Source organism: Marinobacter sp. W-8 (assembly GCF_044342215.1).
In the GTDB taxonomy this organism is placed as follows: domain Bacteria; phylum Pseudomonadota; class Gammaproteobacteria; order Pseudomonadales; family Oleiphilaceae; genus Marinobacter; species Marinobacter nauticus.
In genome coordinates, this window is sequence record NZ_CP172297.1 from 2677044 (window position 1) to 2699724 (window position 22681).

A 22681-nucleotide genomic window follows, 5' to 3' on the forward strand; every position below is an offset into this window, starting at 1 on the left:
GAAATACCATGAGTCTGCAAGACGATTTCAACAAGCTGTCCGACAAGATCAAGCAATATCGTGACGAGGCGCGCGTTCAGTTGCACCTTGCAAGGGAAGATGTAAAAGACGAATGGGACGATCTGGAGCAGGATTGGGATCGGTTCCGGTCAAAGCTGGATCAGATTTTCCATGATGCCGAGAATGCCAGCAATGAGGCCAGGGAAACCGCCCGAAAGCTGGGTGAAGATCTGAAAACTGGATATCAGAACATCCGTAACAAACTGAAATAAAGCGTTAACTGGTTAACAAATAGACACATCTCTCCGCGCACAGGGGCTTTTGTCTCACTACCTCTGTGCCATACTTCACAGTAAAGACTGAACAGTTCGTCATAATTTCGTCGAACTGTTCATTTTGCCATCAACCAGCCGTCTGGCTGGCCACGGCGTATGACACGTGCTGTGAGGTATAACGGTCATATGAAAAAAATAATCGCACTCTCTGTCACCCTGACTTTCTCACTTACCGCTGGCATGGTCGTGGGCCAGAACACCCGTTTCAGCGACCCTCAAACGGTCATTGATAATGAATTCTGGGGCAACCTGTATGCCGACGGTGGCTCGTCGTTCTTCTGTGATGCGCCCTTCACCGGCAAAGGGTTTGTCATGACCGATGGCTACGTCTATCCACTTGCCGACATTCGCACTGCCCTGGACTGCGGAACCACCTCCCAGTGTCGCCAGGACAATCGTTATCGGCAGATTACGTCTGACCTTCACAATATGGTGCCGGTACGAACCCGGGTTGAAATGCGGCGGCGTAACGCCCGGTATGAAAACCTTGGCGAAACCACGGGCGCCGATGATTGCGGAATCCGTGAAAGCGCCCAGTTCTTTGAACCCCCAGAGCGGGTTAAAGGCGACGTTGCCCGCACCATGGCCTATATGGTGGATACTTATGGCCTGCCCTGGCTGGGGGCCACACCGGTGTTCAAGGGCTGGAGCAAACTGGATCCTCCGGATGACCGGGAGTTGAGCCGGCATAAGCGAATTGCCGAAATTCAGGGCAATGAGAATCCGTTTGTGGTGAATCCGGGACTGATAGAACGTCTATAGACTGACGCAAGCCGGGAGGCGGGGTAGAGCTTTCCGAAACACGCTGTAAATACTTCCATGTACGCTCTGTTCCGCCATCCCTGGCTCCACAAGGTTTCGGAAAGCTCTACCCCACCTCCTGGCCCAAACCTGAGTTAATAGCATCCATAAAAAAAGCAGGCCATCGAGGCCTGCTTTTTTCATTTCTGCTTCAGAAATCTGATCAGATTTCGTTAGCAGCCGGCGCCATCATGGCGTCGCTGCCACTGCGAATGCCTTCGGCCAGAGACACGGTCTTTGGCAACAGGCGATCGAAGTAGAAGCGAGCAGTCTTGACTTTACCGGTATAGAAGCCAGAGGTATCGCCCTCGGCTTTCGGAGCGGCAGCTTTGACCACTTTGGCCCACATGTACGCCAGAGCGGTGTAGCCGAACATATCGAGGTAATCGACGGCTGCGGCACCAATGGCTTCCGGGTTGTTAGCCGCTTGGTTCACCACGTGCTCGGTAACGTCTGACAGGCGCTCCAGGGAGGCCGCCAGCGGCTCAAGGTAGGGGCGCAGGGCTTCGTCGCTGCTGTTGGCTTCGATGAAGGTGGCAACGTCCTGAGCGAACAGTTCGTACAGCTTGCCTTGGCTGCCCACCACTTTACGACCCATCAGGTCCATGGCCTGGATGCCGTTGGTACCCTCGTAGATCTGGGTGATGCGGCAGTCGCGTACCAGCTGCTCCTGGCCCCACTCGCGGATGAAGCCGTGGCCACCAAAGACCTGCTGGCCGATGATGGTGGTTTCCAGGCCGCGGTCGGTCAGGAAGGCCTTGGCGACGGGGGTCAGCAGGGCAACCATGCCTTCGGCGTGTTTGCGCTGTTCATCGTCCTGGGAGTACTTGGAAATATCCAGCCACTGGGCTACGTAGGTAGAGAAGGCACGGCCGCCTTCCACATAGCTCTTCATGGTCAGCAGCATGCGGCGTACGTCCGGGTGTACCAGGATCGGGTCAGCGGCTTTTTCGGGCTGCTGGGCACCAGTCGGCGCACGGCTCTGGATACGCTCGTTGGCGTATTCGCGGGCGCTCTGCAGGGACGCTTCGGCGGCCCCAATGCCCTGGATGCCCACACCCAGTCGCTCGTAGTTCATCATGGTGAACATGGCGGCCAGGCCTTTGTTTTCTTCACCAACCAGCCAGCCTTTGGCACCGTCAAAGTTCATCACGCAGGTGGCGGAGCCTTTGATACCCATCTTCTTCTCGATGGAACCACAGCTGAACTGGTTACGCTCGCCCAGGGAACCGTCGTCGTTCACCATGAACTTGGGCACCAGGAACAGAGAAATACCCTTCGGGCCTTTCGGCGCGTCCGGCAGTTTGGCCAGCACCAGGTGGATAATATTCTCCGCCATGTCATGCTCGCCCCAAGTGATGAAAATCTTGGTGCCGGTGATGTTGAAGGAGCCGTCGTCGCTCGGTTCAGCTTTGGTCCGGATAATACCCAGATCGGTTCCGGCGTGGGGCTCAGTCAGATCCATTGCACCGGACCAGACGCCGGAGTACATGTTCGGCAGGTACTTTTCTTTCAGCTCCTGGCTGCCGTGGGCATCCAGGGCCAGGCAGGCGCCGGCGGTCAGCATCGGAGCCAGACCGAAGGCCATGTTGGCGCCCTGCATCATTTCTTCAAACTGGGCCACCAGCGTCTTCGGCATACCCATACCACCGAAGTCCGGGTTACCGCCCAAACCATTCCATCCACCTTCCACGATGGTCTGGTAGGCTTCTTTGAACCCTTCCGGCGTGGAAACTTCGCCTTCGTTCCACTTACAGCCCTGTTCGTCGGCTTCGCGGTTCAGGGGCGCCAGCACGCCGCTGGTGATCTTGCCCGCTTCTTCAAGGATGGCGTCAGCGGTGTCGGGATCTACGTTTTCTGCAATCTTTGGCAGTGACGCCCACAGGGAGGGTGCGTCAAACACTTCGTTCAGAACGAAACGCATGTCACGAAGGGGTGCCTGATAATCAGCCATGTAAAACTCTCCAGAAATTCAGTCAGTCACTTGGGGGGCGGTGTTGATGCCTCTTCTGTTGGAGGTCGGAGCCCACCCGCTCGGCTATGTGTCCGAAACAAGGTTGTTGTTCTATGGCGCGCTATTCTACCTCAAAACACGCCGGCAACTCATGAAAAAAGCCCGCCTCCTGCGGGAGAACGGGCTTTCTCAGTGCCATCAACCAGATAGCAACCCCGCCTTAGATAGCGAAGGCTTCTTCCGGCATATCCAGCAGGCTGTCTGCACCGGCCAGCATGGTTTCTGCGTGGGTCCGGGTGCGCGGCAGCAGACGCTTGAAGTAGAAGCGTGCAGACTGAACCTTGGCGTTGTAGAACATCTCCTCAGAGGTGCCTTCGGCCATCTTGTCCAGTGCTACCTTGGCCATGCGGGCCCACAGGTAAGCGAAGACCGCATAACCGGAGTACATCAGGTAGTCCACAGCAGCAGCACCGACTTCCTCGCGGTTCTTCATGGCGGTCATACCAACCTTCATGGTCAGATCGCCCCACTCCTTGTTGATCGCAGCCAGCGGCTCGATGAATTCTTTCAGCTGCTCGTTGTCTGCGTTCTCTTTGCAGAAGACGTGAACCTGCTTGGTGAACACTTTCAGAGCTTCACCCTGGGTCATCAGAACCTTACGGCCCAGCAGATCCAGCGCCTGGATACCGGTGGTACCCTCGTAGATCATGCCGATGCGGGAATCACGAACGTTCTGCTCCATGCCCCACTCGGTGATGAAGCCGTGACCACCGAATACCTGCATACCCAGGTTGGCAGACTCGTAACCGATCTCGGTCAGGAATGCCTTGGCGATCGGGGTCAGGAAGCCCAGCAGCGCGTCAGCGTGCTTGCGCTCTTCCTCAGTCTTGCCAGAGTGAACCACGTCCACTTGCTGGCCAGCCAGGTAGATCAGAGCACGGGCGCCTTCGGCCACAACTTTCTGAGTCAGCAGCATGCGGCGTACGTCCGGGTGCACGATGATCGGGTCAGCGATGCCGTCCGGATTCTTCGGACCGCTCAGGGAACGCATAGCCAGACGCTCCTTGGCGTAGGCCAGGGAACCCTGGAAGCCCAGCTCGGCAGAACCCAGGCCCTGGATAGCAGTACCGATACGGGCAGTGTTCATGAAGGTGAACATGCAGTTCAGGCCTTTGTTCTCCGGCCCGATCAGCCAGCCCTTGGCACCGTCGAAGTTCATCACACAGGTCGCGTTACCGTGAATACCCATCTTGTGCTCCAGGGAGCCACAGGAAACCGAGTTGCGCTCACCGGCAGAACCGTCTTCGTTCGGCAACTGCTTGGGCACGATAAACAGGGAGATACCCTTGGTGCCGTCCGGAGCACCCGGCAGACGAGCCAGTACGATGTGAACGATGTTCTCAGCCATGTCGTGCTCGCCGGCAGAGATGAAGATCTTGGTACCGGTGATGCTGTAGCTGCCATCAGCGTTCGGCTCGGCCTTGGTGCGCAGGGTGCCCAGGTCAGAACCACAATGCGGCTCGGTCAGACACATGGTACCGGTCCACTCACCGCTGATCAGCTTGGTCAGGTAGGTCTGCTTCTGCTCTTCAGTGCCGTGGGCTTCGATCGTGTTGGTGGCACCGTGGCTCAGGCCCGGGTACATACCCCAGGACCAGTTAGAGGTGCCAACCATTTCGCTGATAACCAGGCCGATGGAATGCGGCAGGCCCTGGCCACCGTAGTTGGGATCGGCAGTCATGGACGGCCAGCCACCTTCAACGTACTGCTGGTACGCTTCTTTGAAGCCGGTCGGGGTTTTCACGCCGTCTTCGCTCCAGGTACAGCCTTCCTGATCACCCACCTGGTTCAGCGGAGACAGTACCTGCTCACAGAATTTCGCACCTTCCTGGATAATGGCATCAACCATATCCGGAGTTGCATCTTCGGCACCTTCCAGATTGGCGTAGTGCTGCTCGCTGTTCAGCAGCTCGTTCATTACGAATTTAATGTCACGCAGGGGCGCTTTGTATTCAGGCATGGAATCCACCTCGGTTCTGGGTCTCAGCTGAAACGGGTTTACAGCTTCTGGCCTCGGGTTTGCTCAGACACCATGATGCACCGCATCACGGCCTTAATTAAACACTTGTTTGAAACATACGTTTTGAGGCACAGAATTGTCAATAGCCTTGACGGAAATTTGTGTTGGTTTTGTGTTCGATCAGTAAATTTTCAGGGCAGAAAGGCCCGGAGAAAACGGGAAGACAAAGAGAAAGGCCAGACGAAGCGATCAGGCGAACAGGGAAGTCACAGACTCGGAATAGCGGGAGTCGCCAGCCATGGCAGAGACATTGCGGTAGCTCTCTTCTGCCTCGCGGGAACGGGCACTGCGAACATCACCCTGGCTTCCCTCAACACGGGCAGAGGCTTCCGCCGTCCGGGATTCGCCCTCACCTGCCGCCAGCTCCGACTGTGCCTGCAACATGGTCTGCATGGCCTGGGCGGCAACAGCGCGATCCTGACCGGAGGGCTGGGCAGGAGCCATGGCAGCAGCCCGCACCACGCGCATTTTTTCAATGGTAGCCTGAGGATCCCCCGCCACCGGCGAAACATCAATGGGAACTTCACCGCCTACCGCATACTGGGCGCCATCCGGCCCTCGCTGGTAGGTAAACGACATAGCACCCGCGTACTGCCCACCAACGGCCTGATGTGCCGCCTCGTGAGCACGCACTTCCCTGTCCCGGGCTTTGAGATCAGTCAGCTGCTTCAGCTCTTCATCGGTCAGGCCTTGCGGATTCTCGCGCTCGTCAGAGCGTGATTCGGAAGACTGGTCGGATTTTCGTCCTTCGGAAGACTGCTCAACCGATTTTGAGGTTGATGAAGTATCGCCGCTGGCAGGCTTTTCACCGGAAGCCTCCGGTGTTCGGCCACTGCCTGCGACCGGCGCGGACACACCGGTGGGAGAGCCGGAGAAGATGGGAGCGATTGAGGAGAATACGTTCACAGAAACCTGGCTCAGGCGCGAATATCCAGCAGGGTACCCAGCGTTTCATCGGCGGTTTTAACGACCTGAGCAGAGGCCTCGACGCTGCGCTCGTATAGTTTCAGGTCGATCATGGGTTCCACCAGATTTCCAGCGCCCTCCGCTGAGCCCTGAGGACCGTCAACGCCACCTCGGGCAATTTTCCGGGCCGCGTTCTCCATGCCCACCATGCCGTCCTGGATACCCTGAATCCCGATAGCAAGTGTGTTGTTGATCATGAGCAGCCATTCCTGTGACGAACCTTTGACCTGATTAACTCACATTTCTGGTCAATTTTCAATCAGCGGTGTGATATTCAGATACCGAGACAGGATCGCCGGCATCTCGGCGGTATCGGTATTTTCCAACCAGGGAAGCACACCGAGGCAAGGGGCGCCGAGGTGGGTGGACAGGTAGTTCAGGGTATCCTGTTCGCAACTCATCACCTGTTCTTCGGGATGGTTACCTACCCAGCCTGCAACAACCAATCCGTCGGCGCGAATCGCTTCGGCGCTGAGCATGGCATGATTGATACAGCCCAGTTGCAGCGGCACAACCAGTATCACCGGCAGTTTCAACTCTCCCGGCACCGCTGCGTAGGTTTCCCGATCATTGAGTGGTACTCGCCAGCCACCGGCGCCTTCGATCAGCAGAAGATCGGCGGGGCGGATCTGCATGCCACGACAAAACCCGACGATTCGCTGGGCGGTGACCTGTTTTCCGGCCTGCTGGGCAGCTACGTGGGGGGCAATGGCTGGTTCCAGGGCGATGGGGTTGATGGTGTCGTACGGAAGTTTTTCGGTGATGGCGGCCTGCAACATCAGGGCGTCTTCGTTTCTCAGGCCTTCAGGTGTCTGGTCGCAGCCGGAAGCGATAGGCTTCATGGCCAGGGTACGTTTGCCGGCGGCTTTGGCTGCCTCGAGAATGGCGGCGGAGACAATGGTTTTGCCGACGCCGGTGTCGGTGCCTGTAACGAAGAAAGTATGTTTCGCCATGCTTTATATTCCTACTTTTGGCGCAAGCGAGGGTGCCACTTCTCCTTCCAGGACACGCTACAAGCACCCGCAAGCGGGTCCAGCCAGCAATCACAGATTGCTGTCCCTACGCGGCACTCGAAGCTTTGCTTCTAGAGCGTTTGCTACGCCCATGTGCGCTTGTTTCGGGCCGTCCTTGGCCCTCAACAGTCCTGGAAGGAGAAATGGCACCCTCGCCCAAATGTTTCAGAGGAAGTCCAACCACTAAATACTAACAGCTCAACTAACCAACCCAATACGCCCAAGCCGCACAGTACCCAGCCTCAACGACGTTGTCAGCTCGCGTCGGATAGGCACGACACATCGCCCGAAAACGCCCCGGCGCTGTCACCGTCCGCCGGCGCTCTTCGCCTTTAAACACCGCACCGAGTTCTTTCAACTCACGATTGAGGTGCATGGGTGACTGGTACGGCAGTGAGATGGTTTCAGTAACCTGTTTTGCGTTTGACAGAACCGTCTCCACGAGCGCTTTCCACTGTGCTTCCGGAACAAACCGGTTTACGTGCGCCTGTCCCGGATCGGCCTCGGCCCAGGCCTGCTTCAATTCAGACAAGGTGCCGTCTAGCAGTGTCGATATGGCCAGTCGTCCGCCAGGCCTGAGAATTCTGCGGCACTCCCGAAGGATCAGTTCCGGCCGGGCGCTCCACTGAATCATCAGATTACTGAAGATCAGGTCAACGCTGTTATCCGCCAACGGAATCTGTTCGGCATCAGCGTGTAGCCAGTAGATTGCTCCCGGGCTCCGATTCGCAGCCTCAGCCAGCATGCCTGGTGAAAGGTCTGCGCCGGTAACTGCGGAATGGGGGTATTGCTCCGCTAACTTCCGGCTAAACCAGCCGGTTCCGCAGCCCAAATCAAGAACCGATTCGGGCACTGGCGTGTCTGCAAGCTCGGCGAGCATGGCGTCGCCCATGATTTTCTGTAGGCGGGATGCACCGTCGTAGGTGGCACTGGCGCCCCCGAACCCCCGGGCGATGGACTGCTTGCTTCCGGTTCCGCCTTCCGCCTGAGCCGCTGGTTCGATTCGGGTATAGATGGTCATAGTGCTGGCTCCCGGGCCACGGCCTCACTCAGGACGGAACGGCTCTTCGCCAGGGCCCGCAGCAACCGGTCAACATCCGCTTCCGTGTGGGCGGCGCTGAGCGTAACCCGCAAGCGGGCCTCGCCCTCCGGTACCGTGGGCGGCCGTATCGCCGTTACCAGCAGCCCCTCATCCTCCAGTGCGCGGCTGAGCGCCAGCGCGGTCCAGTTATCTCCAATCATGATGGGCTGAATGGGCGTTCGGGATGACATCAGCTCATAACCCAGATCCTGAGCACCTGCCCTGAATCGCTGAATCAACGCGTCAAGATGAGCGCGTCGCTCATCGCCGCTCTCAACAGCATCCAGGCTGGCGCAGGTTGCCGCGGCCAGTGCCGGCGGCATGGCGGTGGTGTAGATATAGGTCCGGGCCTTCTGTACCAGGTAGTCAATCAACACGTCAGAGCCAGCGACAAAGGCCCCGGAGGTTCCCACGCCCTTGCCCAGAGTACCGATCAACACCGGCACATCCTCCTGGCACAACCCGGCTTCCAGCACGCTCCCCCGGCCCTGTGGCCCGAGAACACCAATGCCATGGGCATCGTCCACCACCAGAAGCGCATCGTGAGCCTTACAGACGCGAGCCAGTTCCGTGAGTGGCGCAATGTCTCCGTCCATGCTGAACACGCCATCGGTAACCACCAGTTTGTGGCCGGAGGTTGCTGAGAGCATGGCTTCCAACGCGGCCACATCACCGTGAGCATAGCGGCGCACGCGGGCACGGCTGAGAATGCAGCCGTCAATGATCGAAGCGTGATTCAGTCGATCCGAGAAGATGGTATCGCCACGGCCCGCCAGTGCGGAAATGACCCCCATGTTTGCCATGTACCCGGTGGAAAAGAACAATGCCGCACTCCGCCGAGTGAACGCTGCCAGCCTCTGCTCAAGGCGATGATGGGCCTCGTGGTGGCCGCAAACCAGATGCGAAGCAGCTCCGCCCAGGCCAACCTCCGGCAGCGCCTGCTCCAGCGCCCGCATGTTTTCGCCATGACTGGCCAGGCCCAGATAGTCGTTACTGCAGAACGACAGCAACGACCGGCCATCCGCCGTCAGCGTCGGCTGCTGGGGGCCGGCGATCAGGCGGCGGGTTCTGTACAACCCGGCCTGCTTTCGTTCTTCTATCTCTTTGGCGAAGTCACGCATGCGGAATCACGCAGACTCCCGGGTCGCGTCGTAAAACATGTGCCGTGTGGCCTCATATTCCACCGCCTCGGCAATGGCCTCTTCCTCCTGCTCCTCGGTCGCGCACTGCTCCCGCTGCTCCGGCCGGATACCCAGCTTGCGGAACAACTGCATGTCCGCATCCGCCTCCGGGTTCGAGGTGGTCAGCAGTTTCTCACCGTAGAAAATGGAGTTGGCTCCCGCCATGAAACAGAGTGCCTGCATCTGCTCATTCATCTGCTCACGGCCCGCGGACAAACGTACATGGGAAGCCGGCATCATGATCCGGGCGACGGCGATAATGCGAATGAAATCAAATGGGTCCAGGTCTTCCACATCTTCCAGCGGCGTCCCCTTCACCTTCACCAGCATGTTCACCGGCACGCTCTCCGGGTGCTGGGGTAAATTGGCAAGCTGAACCAGCAGACCGACGCGGTCATCCTCATCCTCACCCATACCCATGATGCCGCCACAACAAACCTTCATACCGGCCTTGCGCACATTGTCGAGCGTATCCAGGCGGTCCTGGTAGGTACGGGTCGTGATGATGTGGTTATAGTATTTCTCGGAGGTATCCAGGTTGTGGTTGTAGTAATCCAGGCCAGCGTCTGCCAACTCCCGGGCTTCCTCTTCTTTGAGCATGCCCAGTGTCATACAGGTTTCCAGGCCCAGGGATTTCACCTGGCGGACCATATCCAGAACGTAGGGCATGTCTTTCTTTGACGGGCTACGCCAGGCGGCACCCATACAGAACCGGGATGCCCCTTTTTCTCTGGCAACGCGGGCCTCAGCCACCACCTTCTCGATTTCCAGCAGCTTCTCCTTTTCAAGCCCGGTGTTGTAATGACCACTCTGCGGGCAATACTTGCAGTCTTCAGGGCAGGCACCGGTCTTGATCGAGAGCAGCGTGCTCACCTGAACCTCATTCGGGTCAAAGTGCTCCCGGTGGATGCTCTGGGCGCGAAACAGAAGATCATTGAACGGAAGATTGAAAAGCTCGCGAGCTTCCTGAAGCGTCCAGTCGTGACGGGTAGCGGTGGCAGTCATGTGAGAGTCCTGTTAACCTTTCCGGGATTTTTGGTTTACGGATAAACCGCGATGATAAACGGACTGATCTCGCTGTCAACCTCGACAAAGGTTAAGGTTAACAGCTCAAGACGCGCCGGACGCTGCGTCACCTGCCTCGCAGGCGCTGCCCAGGATGGCCTTTGCCAGGACTGCCGGAACGACCTGCCCGCCAACCGCTGGTGCTGCCAGACCTGCGCGCTGCCCTTGCCCTTTCCAACCCCGGATGGACGTTGTGGCGAATGCCAGGCCTCACCACCGTGCTATAGCCGTTCGCTGATCCCCTGGCGTTACCAGTTCCCGGTTGATGGCATGATCGGCCGCTACAAATACCACGGCCAGCACAAATTCGCGCGACCATTACTGGCGGGTTTTACCGACTACATTGAGCATCATCTGGCAACCGAGGGCCGACCGCAGGTTCTGATCCCCGCCCCCATGCACTGGACCCGGCGCTGGCAGCGGGGCTTCAATCAGGCTCAGGATATTGCCGAGGCGGTGGCAAAACAGCTGAACATCCCGGTCAACACCGGCCTGGTGAGACGGACACGGCGCGTTCACGCACAACGGAAACTGAACCGGACAAGCCGGTTAGCCAATCTTCAGGGGCTGTTTGAGGCTACCGGGCCAGTGCCGGCAAACGTCGCCATTGTCGATGATGTGGTCACCACCGGCGCTACCGTTCGCGAGCTGGCATCGGTGCTGACCAGAGCGGGAGCCAGGGACATCCAGGTCTGGGCACTGGCGCGCACACCCGGCTGATCAATTGTCCAGTTTTGTCAGCACGTGCCCGGCGATGGCCAGACAGGAGGTGAGTCCAGGCGACTCAATCCCGAACAGATTGACCAGGCCACCAACACCATGGTCCTCAGGGCCATCGATGCGGAAATCCGCAAAGCCGCCATCCGGGCCCGCCAGTTTAGGGCGAATGCCCGCATAAGCCGGCTGCAGACGGGCCTCGTCCAGGGACGGCCACCAGCGCCGGATACTGTCAGCAAATCCACGAACCCGCTGCGGATCGACCCGATAGCTTTCCTCGTCTATCCATTCCACATCCGGCCCAAACCTGGCCTGGCCAGCCAGATCGAGAGTCAGATGAATGCCGAGCCCACCGGGTTCCGGTATGGGATAAATCAGGGTGTTGAACGGATGCCGGCCACTGAAGCTGAAATAAACACCCCGAGCCAACCATTGTTTCGGCCGTGCCCTCTCAGGCAATCCCGACCATCCTCCCGCAAGCGCCGGAGCGCCCAGGCCCGCCGCATTAATCACTTCCCGTGCCTTCAGCAATAGATCTCCGGCCCTACCCACGGTCAAAACATGCCCCTCCGAACCGGATTCGGCAGACACCACCGGGCTGTTGAACGCAATCTGGCCACCGGCGTCTTCCAGTTCACCCTGCAGCGCCAGCATCAGGCCATGGCTGTCCACAATCCCGGTTTCCGAAGACCAGAGCCCGGCAGTGGCCCGGATTGAGGGCAATTGGCACGCCATCGCGGCGCCCTCATATAACGCCAGGGACACACCGTTTCGGCCCGCCTGCGCCTGAATGCCAACAAGACGTTCGGCCTGCGCGGCATCACTGGCGATGATCCACTTGCCGCATTTTCGGTGCGCCACTTTGTGGCTGGCGCAGTATTCATAGAGCTGTTGTCGGCCTTCCACGCACAGCCGGGCTTTGAGGGAGCGCTCCGGGTAATAGATTCCGGCATGAATGACTTCGCTGTTGCGGGAGGATATGCCTTCACCAATGGCGGTACCGGCTTCCAGCACCAGCACCTCCCGCCCGGAACGGGCCAGCGCCCTCCCAATGGCAAGCCCGACCACACCGGCACCGATCACTACGGTCTGTATACTGAACTGCTCCTGGGCCAATCTGCTTTCCTCTACGCTATTCTCTGGTCAGGAAATTACCGCAGATCAACGCTGGTTGCATTACCTGCCCGCCAAGAACCGTTATACTTGCCCCAAGACAGAACGAACGCAGGGAGCCTGGCGATGTCTGATCGAAAACAGTTTATTACCGTCATGGTGGTTGCCGCGCTTTTTGTCGGCTGGATTGGCTGGCGCGGCTTTGAAGTGACCCACCTGAACGCGCAACTGAAAGAAGACAGAACCGTCGCCAGTTACCCGTACCAGCACCGGGTATTGCGGGTAGAGGGAGATACTGCCGTAATCAGTTCTCTTCGATCCCACTCGGTATCGACCCAGAAGGCCCTGACCGCCGTGTTCCCGGGCATGCGCCATCTGGCGGATACCCATCGTGAATGGCAGAAAGCTGAACGGGAGCTTGCTCAGGTTCAGGCCAGAGCCGGGGATCTTGTCCTGGCCACTGGTCGAGTCAACCGCATTCGCTGGGAGCTGGACGAAAACTGGTACCATCTGCAATCCATGAAAACCCGATACGACACCACATTCTGAGCCCTATGCAGACTGAACCTCCGGCGATCACCCCGTCCTCGCATCCCTACGATGCCCTCACCCCGGAAGTCATTCTGGATGCCATTGAGGTGGAGGGATTCGAGGTCAACGGCCGGCTCTTTGCCCTGAACAGCTATGAGAACCGCGTCTATCAGGTCGGCATTGAAGACCAGCCACCGGTAATTGCCAAATTCTACCGTCCTGGCCGCTGGCCGGATGCGGCAATTCTGGAAGAACACGAATTTACCCTGTCACTGCAGGAGGCCGGCGTTCCGGTTGTCGCCCCTGTGGTGCTCCCGGGCGGGCATTCCCTCGGCCAGTACGGGGATTTCAGATTCGCGGTATTTCCGCAACGCGGCGGCCAGGCCCCGGATACCAGTGTGACCGACACCCTGTATAGACTGGGCCAGTGGCTGGGGCAGATTCACAACATTGGTGCCCTGAAACCGTTTGAGCACAGACCTGGGTTTGATCTGTTGGCGGGGCTGGAACAGAACAACCAGCTGCTGGTGGAAGGTAACTGGATTCCGGATGATCTCAAACCGGCCTGGAATTCCCTGATTCCCGACCTGATCGCCAACTGCCGCGAGCGGATAGCTGAAGCCGGCCCGGTAGACACCTTACGCATTCACGGTGATTGTCACGCCGGCAACATACTGTGCCGGGACGAAACCATGCTGTTTGTGGATCTGGACGACTGCCGCACCGGCCCGGCAGTCCAGGACATGTGGCTGCTTCTGAACGGGGACGCCAGTGAGCGGGGCGCCCAGCTTGGCGAATTGCTCGAAGGCTATGAAATGTTCCGGGATTTCAATCGTCGCGAACGCCACCTGATTGAACCCCTGCGATGCTACCGGCAAATCGCCCACTGTGCGTGGCTGGCAAGGCGCTGGGAAGATCCGGCGTTTCCGAGATTCTTCCCCTGGTTTTCACAGCCGCGTTTCTGGTCAGACCAGATCCTGTCTTTACGGGAACAGCTGGCCGCGTTACAGGAACCGGCCATCAGCCTGCCGGGCCAATTCTGATTTTCCGACACGAGGTACCCATGAGCGATAACGAACGGCGTTTCACAGCCAAGAGCCTGATTGTGACCGGAGTTGCTGCCATCGTCGGCACGGTACTGGTGCTGGAAGCGTCTGGCCGGATTGATCACTCCGACAACAAGGACCACGCTCCGGTGGGTGAATTTACCGCCATCCACATCAAACCCGGCGAAACCTTCCGTATGTCCCGAAAATCCTCGGAGCTGCATGCCGTTTGTGAAAACGGTTACCTGGCCATTGCCGCTGACGTCGACCCATCCTTCCGGGGCATCCTGGTCGATTACAAGAACCGGGGGGTTCGCTGCGCACGGCCGTCCCCTACCGACAAGGATCTGGCGACACCTCGCCCCGATGAGCGCGAGGCCGGAGCGGGCGATGAGTAATCGTACGCCCCCGGAGCAACTGACCGACCGGTTATTTGCCACTGAGCGCAATCCCGAGGATTTTCGCTTTGACGCGTCCGTCGCCCGGGTGTTTCCGGACATGATCCGTCGCTCTGTCCCCGGCTACACCACCATCATCCCGATGATTGAGGTGATCACGGAACAGTACGTTCAGCCGGGCTCACATTGTTACGACCTGGGCTGCTCGCTCGGCGCTTCCACTCTGGCCATGCGCCATGGCATCCCCTACCCGGACTGCACTCTGGTGGGCGTGGACAACTCCGAGGCGATGATTGAGCGCTGCGAGCATTATGTCGCCCTGGATGACCACGACCTGCCGGTAACACTGCGCTGCGAGGACATCCTGAGCACCGAATTAGGCAATGCCTCCGTCACCACCCTGAACTTCACGCTGCAGTTCGTGCCGCCCGAGCAGAGGCTGGCCCTGCTGACTCGCATCAGTGACGCCACCCTGCCCGGCGGCGTGCTGGTTCTGTCCGAGAAGATCCGATTTGAATCCGACGCGGAACAGGCCATCCAGACCCGACTACACCACGAGTTCAAGCGGGCCAACGGCTATTCGGATCTGGAAATCAGCCAAAAGCGTGCCGCCATCGAGAAAGTGCTGATCCCGGAAACCCTGGCAAACCACCGGGACCGACTGCAGCGCGCCGGCTTTGACCAGGTACTGGTGTGGTACCAGTGCTTCAACTTTGTCTCGATGCTGGCCATCAAGAATTCCTGACTTATCCACCGAAAGACACTCCATGGCACTGTTTGACTGGCACAAGCACTTTGATCCCGTTCTTTCCTACCTGAACGAATCCGGTAACACCCGGTGGACCACAGCCCTGAAAGAACAACTCACTCGACGGTTTGAGGACAACCCCCACGGCGATATGGAACGCTGGCACAACGCACTGCAGTCCTTGCCAGACGTTGCCGATGCCAGGGTCGACCTGAATCAGTCTGCAATCACGTTGACCAGCCCCGGCGGCCTGGATCCAGACGCCATGAGCCGCCTTGAGAACGGATTACGGGGACTGATGCCCTGGCGTAAGGGCCCGTTCGATTTCTTCGGCACCTACATTGACACCGAATGGCGCTCAGACTGGAAATGGGACCGGGTAGCACCGCATCTGGCGGATCTGGCGGGGCGTACCATTCTGGATGTGGGCTGCGGCTCCGGCTACCATTGCTGGCGCATGGCTGGAGCGGGGGCCAGGCAGGTGATCGGCATCGACCCGGGGCTGTTGTTCATGTTCCAGTTCCTGGCGGTCAAAGGGTATCTGGGCCAGGCTCCGGTCGATCTGCTCCCGGTGCGCATGGAAGACCTCCCGGCCGACATGGAATGCTTTGACACCACCTTCTCCATGGGCGTGCTGTATCATCGTCGTTCACCGCTGGATCATCTGCTGGAACTCAAGGGCACGCTGCGTCGCGGCGGCGAACTGGTGCTGGAAACCCTGGTTGTAGACGGCCCGGAGGGCTACAGCCTGATGCCCGAAGACCGTTACGGCCAGATGCGCAACGTCTGGTTCTTGCCGAGCTGCCCGACCCTGCTCCGGTGGCTGGACAGAACCGGCTTTCGCAACGCCCGGGTGGTAGACGTCAGTGAGACCACCACCGATGAGCAGCGCCAGACCGACTGGATGCGTTTCAATTCACTGGCGGACTTTCTGGACCCAGACAATCCCTCGAAAACCATTGAGGGCTACCCGAGCCCCAAGCGGGCGACACTGATCGCGGAAAAGCCCTGACACCCTGCACCAGAAAACCGGCACAAAAAACCGCCTGGGGCATCCACCACAGGCGGTTTTTATTAGCTTCTGAACTTACTCTCCGAACGGATGCCGCAGAGTAATGGTTTCCACACGATCCGGACCGGTGGAAATAATATCAATCGGCGCCTCGATCTGCTCTTCCAGGAAGCGGATATAGGCCTTGGCATTCTCCGGCAGTTGATCCACGCTGGTCAGGCCAACCGTGCTCTCGCTCCAGCCCGGCAGCTCCTCATACACCGGCTCGATATCACTGTAGCTGTCGCAGCCGATGGGGGGACGGGTAATTTCGCCGTTCGGAGTCTTGTAGCCAATACACACCTTCACCGTTTCCAGACCGTCCAGAACGTCCAGCTTGGTCAGGCAGATACCGGACACACTGTTGATCTGGATAGCATGGCGCAGAGCGACCGCATCAAACCAGCCACAACGGCGGGAACGACCGGTGGTGGTGCCCACTTCGTTGCCCTTGACGGCGAGGTGCTTGCCCATGTCGTCAAACAGTTCGGTCGGGAACGGGCCGGAACCTACCCGGGTAGTGTAGGCCTTGGTGATACCCAGCACATAGTCCAGATACAGCGGACCAAAACCGGAGCCGGTAGCGGTGCCGCCAGCGGTGGTATTGGAGGACGTCACGTACGGATAGGTACCCAGGTCGATATCCAGCAACGAGCCCTGAGCGCCTTCGAACAGGATGTGCTCTCCGCGCTTGCGGTAGTCGTGCAGAATGTCGGTTACGTCTGCGGCCATGGGCAGGATTTCCTCGCCCATCTGTCTGAGTTCTTCCAGGGCCGCATCGATATCCTCGGCCTCTTCCTTGAAGTACTCGGTGAGAACGAAGTTGTGGTACGACATGATTTCCCGCAGCTTGATCTCGAAATCGGCGGGGTTGCACAGGTCACCCAACCGAACACCCCGGCGGGAAACCTTGTCCTCATACGCAGGGCCAATTCCCCGGCCGGTGGTACCAATCTTGTCATTGCCACGGGCACGTTCGCGGGCCTGATCAATACGCACGTGGGTGCGCAGGATGATCGGGCAAGCCAGGCTGATTTTCAGGCGGTCACGAACGGCAACACCGTTAGCCTCCAGCTCCCGCACTTCTTTCAGCAGGGCTTCCGGCGACAGCACCACACCGTTACCGATGAGGCACTGGACATCCTGCCGCAGTATGCCGGACGGAATCAGGTGCAGAGCCGTCTTCTTACCTTCGATCACCAGTGTGTGACCGGCATTATGCCCGCCCTGAAAGCGGACAACGGCAGCCACCTTGTCTGTCAGAAGGTCAACAATCTTGCCCTTGCCTTCATCACCCCACTGGGTGCCCAGCACAACTACGTTTTTACCCATGATTCTCTCTCAATTCAGACGGGCCAGAAGCACACGCCCTGAAGATTTACCCCGGAAATTAAACAAAAACGGCTCAGGCGATGGTTTCTACCACCCATTGGCCATCACGATTCACCAGTTGACGGTCACACCCCCGCTCCGAAGGATCCGTCTCACGATCATCCGGCAATGCCCGGATCACCGTTTCAGTCATTCTCAGGCCGGAAATCACGCCTTCCAGCGCGGCGTCGTTGTCCGCTGGCGCCCATATGGCCCCGGCTTTACGGAACGGGCGTTCGCCCAGCGACACCAGTGCACGGATATCCAGGCTGAACCCGGTGGCAGGCCGCGCGCGACCAAAGTCACTGCCAATAGCATCATATCGGCCACCTTTCGCCACGGCATCGCCATGGCCCGGCACGTAGGCCGCAAACACCAGACCGGTGTGATAGTTGTATCCGCGCAATTCACAAAAATCGAAGCCCAGACTGACTTCCGGAAAATCCCGGTTGAGCATGTCCGCGACGCGGGCAAGCTGATCAAGCGCCGCATCGATGGCGCCAGAAGCGCCACTGAGGATTTCCCGGGCATCGGCCAGAGATTCCACCCCACCGCTGACCCTGGCCAGCTGGCGCAACCGGCAACCAGCAGAGCCCGGCACACAATCCCCCAGCAGGCGATCCAGCTCGGGTACGGACTTGCGTGCCATGGCATCAAATACCGCCGCTTCGGTATCACGATCAAATCCGGCGTCGGAGACCAGGCTTTCATAGATTGAAACGTGAGCCAGGTCCAGATGCAGCCTGGGCAAACCGGCCACCCGCAAGGTTTCCAGCATCAGGCTGATCACTTCCATATCGGCCGCTTCGGAGCCACTACCAAACAGCTCGCAACCGGCCTGAATCGGTGTGCGCCCGGTCAGCATATGGCGCGGCCGGGTATGCAGCACATGGCCGGCATAACACAACCGGGTAATGCCATCCTGGCCCAGGGTATGCGCGTCTATGCGGGCAGCCTGGGGCGTCATGTCGGCGCGAACGCCCATCATCCGACCAGTCAGCTGATCGGTCAGTTTGAACGTCTGCAGTTCCAGGTCGTGGCCTGTACCGGTAAAGAGGGATTCGAGATATTCAATCAGCGGAGGAATAACCAGCTGGTAGCCCCAGCGCTGGCAGGTATCCATAACATCCCGGCGCAGGGACTCGATCCGCCCGGCCAGCGGCGGCAGAATGTCCTCTACCCCGTCAGGCAGTAACCAGCGATCAGATACAGTCATGAGATTCTGTTGTCCGTTTTTCCCTCGCTGGCCATGGAGCCAGGGGGTAACTCAGGATTTAGGCGCTCGGGCTCGGAAAACCCGACACAAAACCGCCAGAATTTTACACGGTTGGCAGACACAAAAAAACCGGAATCCCGGGGTTCAGCAAAATTTCCCCGCAGATTCCGGTTTAGCTGGTGTCAGCCGGCTCAGTTAGCGCCGGCCGGATTCTTCAGGAACTTCATGAAGTCACTGTCGGAATCAATCACCATGATGTCATCCTTGCTGGAGAAGGTGTTCTGGTACGCCTGCAGGCTGCGGTAGAAGCTGTAGAACTCTTCGTTGGCACCATAAGCCTCGGCGTAAATGGTGGCGGCTTCACCATCACCTTCACCACGGGTGGTCTCGGCTTCGGCAAAGGCGTTCGCCAGAATCACCGTTTGCTGACGATCGGCATCAGCACGGATACCCTCGGCCAACTCCTGACCGCGGGAACGGAATTCCTGGGCCAGCTTCTGGCGTTCAGTCGCCATCCGACGGTAGACGTTCTCGCTCACCTGACCCGGCAACTCGATCGCCTTGACACGAATATCAAGCACCTCGATACCGAACTCCTTGACGGACGTCTCGTTCACACGATCACGCAGAGTGTGCATCAGCTCATCACGCTGACCGGACACCACTTCGTGCATGGTGCGTACACCGAACTCATCACGAAGACCGTTGTCCACGCGGGACAGGATCAGCGTCTGGGCACGGAATTCGTCACCGCCGGTGGAACGATAGAACTGGTCCACATCACGGATTTTCCAGGCCACATAGGAATCCACATCCAGCGGCTTCTTCTCAACCGTCAGGTACTGACGGGATGGCAGATCCATGGTCAGCACCCGGATATCGAATTCCCGGATCTGATCGATGACCGGCACCTTGAAATGCAGGCCAGCCTGGATATTGGTCTCTACCAGCTCCCCGAAGCGAAGTTTCACGCCCCGATGGGTCTCCGGGATGATGTACACACTGGACAGCACGAGCAGGACAACAATGAGGGCGCCTGCAAGGCCCACTACACCTTTAGGTCCCATAACTTATCTGCTCCTCCGGGTATTGGTATCCTGGCGGGTGCGCAGCTCCTGCAGCACCTGGTCGGTCAGGGTCTGGATATCCACCTGCTGGCCACTGCTACCGGACATCCGGCTGCCAGATGACGACAGGGAACCCTGTGTCAGACGATCCAGGGGCAGATACATCATGTTGCCGCTGCTCTCGGTATCGACAAAGATTTTGCTGCTGTTACCCAGCACCTGCTCCAGAGCCTGGATGTACATGCGCTCACGGGTAACCACCGGGGCCTGCTCGTACACGGCCAGCAACTGATTGAAGCGTGCAGTTTCACCGCGCGCCCGCTCGATCACTTCCTGCTTGTACGCGTTGGCTTCCTCGATCATGCGCTGTGCCTGACCTCGGGCCTCGGGAACAATCTTGTTACGGTAGGTTTCGGCCTCTTCCTTCAGGCGCTGCTCATCCTCGCGAGCACGCTGAACCTCGCGGAACGCATCCTGCACCGGAGCCGGCGGCTGAGTGCTTTCAACGTTGACCCGGACAATTTCAAGGCCGGTGCCATACTCTCTCAGGAAGCTCTGCAGGCGCTGCTCAACCCGCACCGCAAGTTCCGCACGACCTTCGGTCAGCACGTCATCCAGGGACGAGCTACCGACTTCATGGCGCAGGGCGCTGTCGGTGGCAAATGCAAGGGCCTGGTTGGAGTCACGGACATTGAGCACATACGCCTGGGCATCACCCACGCGATACTGGACCTGAAGATCGACGGTCACCAGGTTTTCATCCTGGGTCAGCATCTGGCCGGAAGACTCGGCAGTACGGATGCTGGTAACGCGAACCTTGTTGACGGTATCAATCAAGGGCACCTTGAACCGCAGGCCCGGGTTTTCGGTACGGTTATACTCACCGAAGCGCAGCACCACCGCCCGCTCCTGTTCGTCCACGGTATAGAACGACTGATAGATGACATAACCCACCACCAGAATGGCCGCAATGGCCAGAATGGCACCAAATCCACCTGCGCTGCCGCCGGAGCTGCTGCCACCGCCAGAGTTGCCGCCTTTGCCGCCAAGCATGCGATTCAGCTTGTCGAGCCCTTTCTTCAGCGCTTCATCGAGGTCTGGTGGCCCCTGATCATTGCCGCGACGACCACCACCGGTTCCCCAGGGATCGTTGTCGTTACGGTTTCCACCCGGTTCATTCCAGGCCATAGTTCTCTCCGTTCGTGTTTAATCGAATGGCTGCAAATACTAGGGATTTATCAAGGCCCCGGCAATAGCAGGGGCCATTCAGACCGGCCGGCTTTCCAACCGGATCACGTCCTCACGTACACCGGCACGGCTCAAAAGCTGCAGCCAGTCCCGGTTCTGCAGCCGGACTTCCAGCACCTGATCGCCGTTGTCGCAATGCTCTTCACTCAGTACCGAACCCGCTTCGTGCAGAAGCGCTCTAAGCTTGCCATCGGCAGGGCCAAGACGCACAAAGTGGTGCACCACATCCTCTGCAAGACGCTCAACAATCGCGTCGAACAGCAGCGGCAGCCCCTCTCCCGTTACGGCTGAAACCCAGGCTCGCACCGGCAAACCTTCTTCGTTGCGATCAATCCGGGGCTCGAAACCATCAAGCAGATCGATCTTGTTGAACACCTGCAGCATCGGAATCTCATCGGCTCCGATTTCTGCCAGAACGTTTTCCACCTGTTCGATGTTTTCATCCCGACGGCTGTCGTGACAGTCGATCACGTGCAACAGCAACGTGGCCTGGGTGGTTTCTTCCAGCGTCGCCCGGAATGCCTCCACCAGCTTGTGCGGCAAATGGCGGATGAAGCCCACTGTGTCGGCCATTACGACCGGCCCGATGTCGGGAAGTTCCAGCCGGCGCAGGGTCGGATCCAGGGTCGCAAACAACTGGTCTGCTGCATATACGCTGGACGTGGTAATTCGGTTGAACAGCGTGGACTTGCCGGCGTTGGTATAACCCACCAGTGACAACGTAGGTATGTCGGCACGCTTGCGGGCGCGACGGCCCTGATCCCGTTGCTTGCGGACCTTTTCCAGACGCCGGTGAATGGATTTGATGCGTTCGCGCAACAGCCGGCGGTCGGTTTCGAGCTGGGTTTCACCCGGCCCCCGCAAACCGATACCACCCTTCTGGCGTTCGAGGTGAGTCCAGCCCCGTACCAGCCGGGTAGACATATGCTCCAGCTGCGCCAGTTCCACCTGCAGCTTGCCCTCGTGGGTGCGGGCCCGCTGCGCAAAGATATCCAGGATCACGCCGGTGCGATCAAGCACCCGGCACTTGAGCTCGCGCTCAATATTACGTTCCTGGCTCGGGCTCAGGGCATGATTGAACAGCACCACATCCGCTTCGGAGGCGGCCACCGCATCCCGGATTTCCTCAAGCTTGCCCTCTCCCACAAAAAAACGCGGGCTGGGCTGCTTCCGGGTGCCAGTTACAGTAGCAACCGGCTCTACGCCGGCGGATGTCACCAGTTCCCGGAACTCTTCCGGATCTTCGGTATCGTCGTGGGCGGTAAAATCAATGTGAACGAGAACCGCCCGTTCTCCGACATCTGGACGCTCAAACAAGTTTCATCAACTCCATAAACACAAACACCCGCGACCATTCAAGCACATAGGCTGTCCTGGAGCGCGGGTGTGAAAGCGGGAAAAGCAGGCGTTATCAGTCTTCAGACTCACCTTCACCTGCCGGGTTCTGCTGCGGTAGCCGGACGTTACGAGCAGGAACCACAGTGGAAATAGCGTGCTTGTAAACCATCTGGCTCACCGTGTTCTTGAGAAGAATCACGAACTGGTCAAAAGACTCAATCTGGCCCTGAAGCTTGATACCATTGACCAGAAAGATGGAAACCGGAATGCGTTCCTTGCGCAAGGCATTGAGGTAAGGGTCTTGTAAAGAGTGCCCTTTTGACATGTGTTTTCTCCTGTTTATAAGTAAATGCAGATCGTC

Annotated in this window: 23 protein-coding genes; 8 read left to right on the forward strand and 15 right to left on the reverse strand. The window is 58.7% G+C overall.

All coding sequences use genetic code 11. The annotated features are described in order from the left end of the window. Positions 1-8: 8 nt before the first annotated feature. Both ACF8YQ_RS12380 and ACF8YQ_RS12385 read left to right on the forward strand, forming a co-directional pair. Entirely contained in the window at positions 9-272 is a 264-nt protein-coding gene (locus tag ACF8YQ_RS12380; protein ID WP_014422133.1) for a hypothetical protein, read from the forward strand. A gap of 189 nt (positions 273-461) precedes the next feature. Next, a complete protein-coding gene (locus ACF8YQ_RS12385) occupies positions 462-1097 on the forward strand; it encodes an endonuclease (protein ID WP_224849993.1) in 636 nt (211 codons plus the stop codon). Positions 1098-1299: 202 nt separating this feature from the next. Here ACF8YQ_RS12385 and ACF8YQ_RS12390 read toward each other — a convergent pair whose 3' ends face one another. The 8 genes from ACF8YQ_RS12390 to bioB form a co-directional block, all read right to left on the reverse strand. Beyond that, a complete protein-coding gene (locus ACF8YQ_RS12390) occupies positions 1300-3090 on the reverse strand; it encodes an acyl-CoA dehydrogenase C-terminal domain-containing protein (protein WP_396621564.1) in 1791 nt (596 codons plus the stop codon). 220 nt (positions 3091-3310) lie between these two features. Beyond that, positions 3311-5110 (reverse strand): acyl-CoA dehydrogenase C-terminal domain-containing protein, encoded by a 1800-nt coding sequence (locus ACF8YQ_RS12395; protein WP_396621565.1) that lies wholly within the window; start codon positions 5108-5110, stop codon positions 3311-3313. A 249-nt stretch (positions 5111-5359) separates the two neighbouring features. After that, positions 5360-6076: a putative metalloprotease CJM1_0395 family protein gene (locus tag ACF8YQ_RS12400; protein WP_396621566.1), complete on the reverse strand. Its 717-nt coding sequence runs from the start codon at positions 6074-6076 to the stop codon at positions 5360-5362. 11 nt (positions 6077-6087) lie between these two features. Then, complete coding sequence (locus tag ACF8YQ_RS12405) at positions 6088-6333, reverse strand: flagellar basal body rod C-terminal domain-containing protein (protein ID WP_011786197.1); 246 nt, start codon at positions 6331-6333, stop codon at positions 6088-6090. 51 nt (positions 6334-6384) lie between these two features. After that, positions 6385-7089, reverse strand: coding sequence for a dethiobiotin synthase (gene bioD / locus ACF8YQ_RS12410; RefSeq protein WP_011786198.1), 705 nt, complete (start codon positions 7087-7089; stop codon positions 6385-6387). Between the two features lie 262 nt (positions 7090-7351). After that, positions 7352-8170, reverse strand: a complete 819-nt coding sequence (gene bioC, locus ACF8YQ_RS12415) for a malonyl-ACP O-methyltransferase BioC (protein WP_222448957.1) — start codon at positions 8168-8170, stop codon at positions 7352-7354. Then, positions 8167-9351 (reverse strand): 8-amino-7-oxononanoate synthase, encoded by a 1185-nt coding sequence (gene bioF, locus ACF8YQ_RS12420; RefSeq protein ID WP_014422141.1) that lies wholly within the window; start codon positions 9349-9351, stop codon positions 8167-8169. Before bioF ends, bioC begins: the two co-directional genes overlap by 4 nt. A 6-nt stretch (positions 9352-9357) precedes the next feature. After that, the gene (gene bioB / locus ACF8YQ_RS12425) at positions 9358-10416 is read right to left on the reverse strand and encodes a biotin synthase BioB (RefSeq protein WP_014422142.1); all 1059 of its coding nucleotides are present in this window, start codon (positions 10414-10416) and stop codon (positions 9358-9360) included. Between the two features lie 51 nt (positions 10417-10467). On the opposite strand from bioB, the gene ACF8YQ_RS12430 reads away from it, so the two are divergent. After that, the gene (locus tag ACF8YQ_RS12430; RefSeq protein WP_396621567.1) at positions 10468-11196 is read left to right on the forward strand and encodes a ComF family protein; all 729 of its coding nucleotides are present in this window, start codon (positions 10468-10470) and stop codon (positions 11194-11196) included. Here ACF8YQ_RS12430 and ACF8YQ_RS12435 read toward each other — a convergent pair whose 3' ends face one another. Beyond that, complete coding sequence (locus ACF8YQ_RS12435; RefSeq protein WP_396621568.1) at positions 11197-12309, reverse strand: NAD(P)/FAD-dependent oxidoreductase; 1113 nt, start codon at positions 12307-12309, stop codon at positions 11197-11199. Between the two features lie 123 nt (positions 12310-12432). Here ACF8YQ_RS12435 and ACF8YQ_RS12440 point away from each other — a divergent pair, with 123 nt between their 5' ends. The 5 genes from ACF8YQ_RS12440 to cmoB are packed head-to-tail and all read left to right on the forward strand — an operon-like array spanning position 12433 to position 16041. Continuing rightward, entirely contained in the window at positions 12433-12855 is a 423-nt protein-coding gene (locus tag ACF8YQ_RS12440) for a hypothetical protein (RefSeq protein ID WP_114434178.1), read from the forward strand. A gap of 5 nt (positions 12856-12860) precedes the next feature. Beyond that, positions 12861-13880 carry a serine/threonine protein kinase gene (locus ACF8YQ_RS12445; RefSeq protein ID WP_396621569.1) on the forward strand — a complete coding sequence of 340 codons (1020 nt, stop codon included), beginning with the start codon at positions 12861-12863 and terminating at the stop codon, positions 13878-13880. Between the two features lie 20 nt (positions 13881-13900). Further along, positions 13901-14281, forward strand: a complete 381-nt coding sequence (locus ACF8YQ_RS12450) for a kinase (RefSeq protein ID WP_396621570.1) — start codon at positions 13901-13903, stop codon at positions 14279-14281. Then, entirely contained in the window at positions 14274-15026 is a 753-nt protein-coding gene (gene cmoA, locus ACF8YQ_RS12455; protein ID WP_396621571.1) for a carboxy-S-adenosyl-L-methionine synthase CmoA, read from the forward strand. Before ACF8YQ_RS12450 ends, cmoA begins: the two co-directional genes overlap by 8 nt. A 22-nt stretch (positions 15027-15048) precedes the next feature. Then, positions 15049-16041: a tRNA 5-methoxyuridine(34)/uridine 5-oxyacetic acid(34) synthase CmoB gene (cmoB, locus tag ACF8YQ_RS12460; RefSeq protein WP_396621572.1), complete on the forward strand. Its 993-nt coding sequence runs from the start codon at positions 15049-15051 to the stop codon at positions 16039-16041. A gap of 75 nt (positions 16042-16116) precedes the next feature. Here cmoB and ACF8YQ_RS12465 read toward each other — a convergent pair whose 3' ends face one another. The 6 genes from ACF8YQ_RS12465 to hfq all read right to left on the reverse strand — a co-directional run bounded on the left by ACF8YQ_RS12465 (position 16117) and on the right by hfq (position 22645). Beyond that, positions 16117-17412 (reverse strand): adenylosuccinate synthase, encoded by a 1296-nt coding sequence (locus tag ACF8YQ_RS12465; protein WP_011786209.1) that lies wholly within the window; start codon positions 17410-17412, stop codon positions 16117-16119. A 73-nt stretch (positions 17413-17485) separates the two neighbouring features. Further along, a complete protein-coding gene (locus ACF8YQ_RS12470) occupies positions 17486-18667 on the reverse strand; it encodes an ATP phosphoribosyltransferase regulatory subunit (protein ID WP_023011130.1) in 1182 nt (393 codons plus the stop codon). Positions 18668-18858: 191 nt separating this feature from the next. Then, entirely contained in the window at positions 18859-19734 is an 876-nt protein-coding gene (gene hflC, locus ACF8YQ_RS12475; RefSeq protein WP_023011131.1) for a protease modulator HflC, read from the reverse strand. 3 nt (positions 19735-19737) lie between these two features. After that, on the reverse strand, positions 19738-20922 hold the full coding sequence (gene hflK, locus ACF8YQ_RS12480; RefSeq protein WP_114434173.1) for an FtsH protease activity modulator HflK: 1185 nt from the start codon (positions 20920-20922) through the stop codon (positions 19738-19740). A 78-nt stretch (positions 20923-21000) separates the two neighbouring features. Then, a complete protein-coding gene (gene hflX / locus ACF8YQ_RS12485) occupies positions 21001-22299 on the reverse strand; it encodes a ribosome rescue GTPase HflX (protein ID WP_114434172.1) in 1299 nt (432 codons plus the stop codon). Positions 22300-22393: 94 nt separating this feature from the next. Beyond that, positions 22394-22645: an RNA chaperone Hfq gene (gene hfq, locus ACF8YQ_RS12490; RefSeq protein WP_011786214.1), complete on the reverse strand. Its 252-nt coding sequence runs from the start codon at positions 22643-22645 to the stop codon at positions 22394-22396. Positions 22646-22681 lie beyond the last annotated feature (36 nt).

Excerpts from the sequence above, each read along its gene's own strand:
- ACF8YQ_RS12380 (WP_014422133.1), top strand. The coding sequence starts at position 9 with ATGAGTCTGCAAGACGATTTCAACAAGCTGTCCGACAAGATCAAGCAA.
- ACF8YQ_RS12385 (WP_224849993.1), top strand. The coding sequence starts at position 462 with ATGAAAAAAATAATCGCACTCTCTGTCACCCTGACTTTCTCACTTACC.
- ACF8YQ_RS12390 (WP_396621564.1), bottom strand. The coding sequence starts at position 3,090 with ATGGCTGATTATCAGGCACCCCTTCGTGACATGCGTTTCGTTCTGAAC.
- ACF8YQ_RS12395 (WP_396621565.1), bottom strand. The coding sequence starts at position 5,110 with ATGCCTGAATACAAAGCGCCCCTGCGTGACATTAAATTCGTAATGAAC.
- ACF8YQ_RS12405 (WP_011786197.1), bottom strand. The coding sequence starts at position 6,333 with ATGATCAACAACACACTTGCTATCGGGATTCAGGGTATCCAGGACGGC.
- bioD (WP_011786198.1), bottom strand. The coding sequence starts at position 7,089 with ATGGCGAAACATACTTTCTTCGTTACAGGCACCGACACCGGCGTCGGC.
- bioC (WP_222448957.1), bottom strand. The coding sequence starts at position 8,170 with ATGACCATCTATACCCGAATCGAACCAGCGGCTCAGGCGGAAGGCGGA.
- bioF (WP_014422141.1), bottom strand. The coding sequence starts at position 9,351 with ATGCGTGACTTCGCCAAAGAGATAGAAGAACGAAAGCAGGCCGGGTTG.
- bioB (WP_014422142.1), bottom strand. The coding sequence starts at position 10,416 with ATGACTGCCACCGCTACCCGTCACGACTGGACGCTTCAGGAAGCTCGC.
- ACF8YQ_RS12430 (WP_396621567.1), top strand. The coding sequence starts at position 10,468 with ATGATAAACGGACTGATCTCGCTGTCAACCTCGACAAAGGTTAAGGTT.
- ACF8YQ_RS12440 (WP_114434178.1), top strand. The coding sequence starts at position 12,433 with ATGTCTGATCGAAAACAGTTTATTACCGTCATGGTGGTTGCCGCGCTT.
- ACF8YQ_RS12445 (WP_396621569.1), top strand. The coding sequence starts at position 12,861 with ATGCAGACTGAACCTCCGGCGATCACCCCGTCCTCGCATCCCTACGAT.
- ACF8YQ_RS12450 (WP_396621570.1), top strand. The coding sequence starts at position 13,901 with ATGAGCGATAACGAACGGCGTTTCACAGCCAAGAGCCTGATTGTGACC.
- cmoA (WP_396621571.1), top strand. The coding sequence starts at position 14,274 with ATGAGTAATCGTACGCCCCCGGAGCAACTGACCGACCGGTTATTTGCC.
- cmoB (WP_396621572.1), top strand. The coding sequence starts at position 15,049 with ATGGCACTGTTTGACTGGCACAAGCACTTTGATCCCGTTCTTTCCTAC.
- ACF8YQ_RS12465 (WP_011786209.1), bottom strand. The coding sequence starts at position 17,412 with ATGGGTAAAAACGTAGTTGTGCTGGGCACCCAGTGGGGTGATGAAGGC.
- ACF8YQ_RS12470 (WP_023011130.1), bottom strand. The coding sequence starts at position 18,667 with ATGACTGTATCTGATCGCTGGTTACTGCCTGACGGGGTAGAGGACATT.
- hflC (WP_023011131.1), bottom strand. The coding sequence starts at position 19,734 with ATGGGACCTAAAGGTGTAGTGGGCCTTGCAGGCGCCCTCATTGTTGTC.
- hflK (WP_114434173.1), bottom strand. The coding sequence starts at position 20,922 with ATGGCCTGGAATGAACCGGGTGGAAACCGTAACGACAACGATCCCTGG.
- hfq (WP_011786214.1), bottom strand. The coding sequence starts at position 22,645 with ATGTCAAAAGGGCACTCTTTACAAGACCCTTACCTCAATGCCTTGCGC.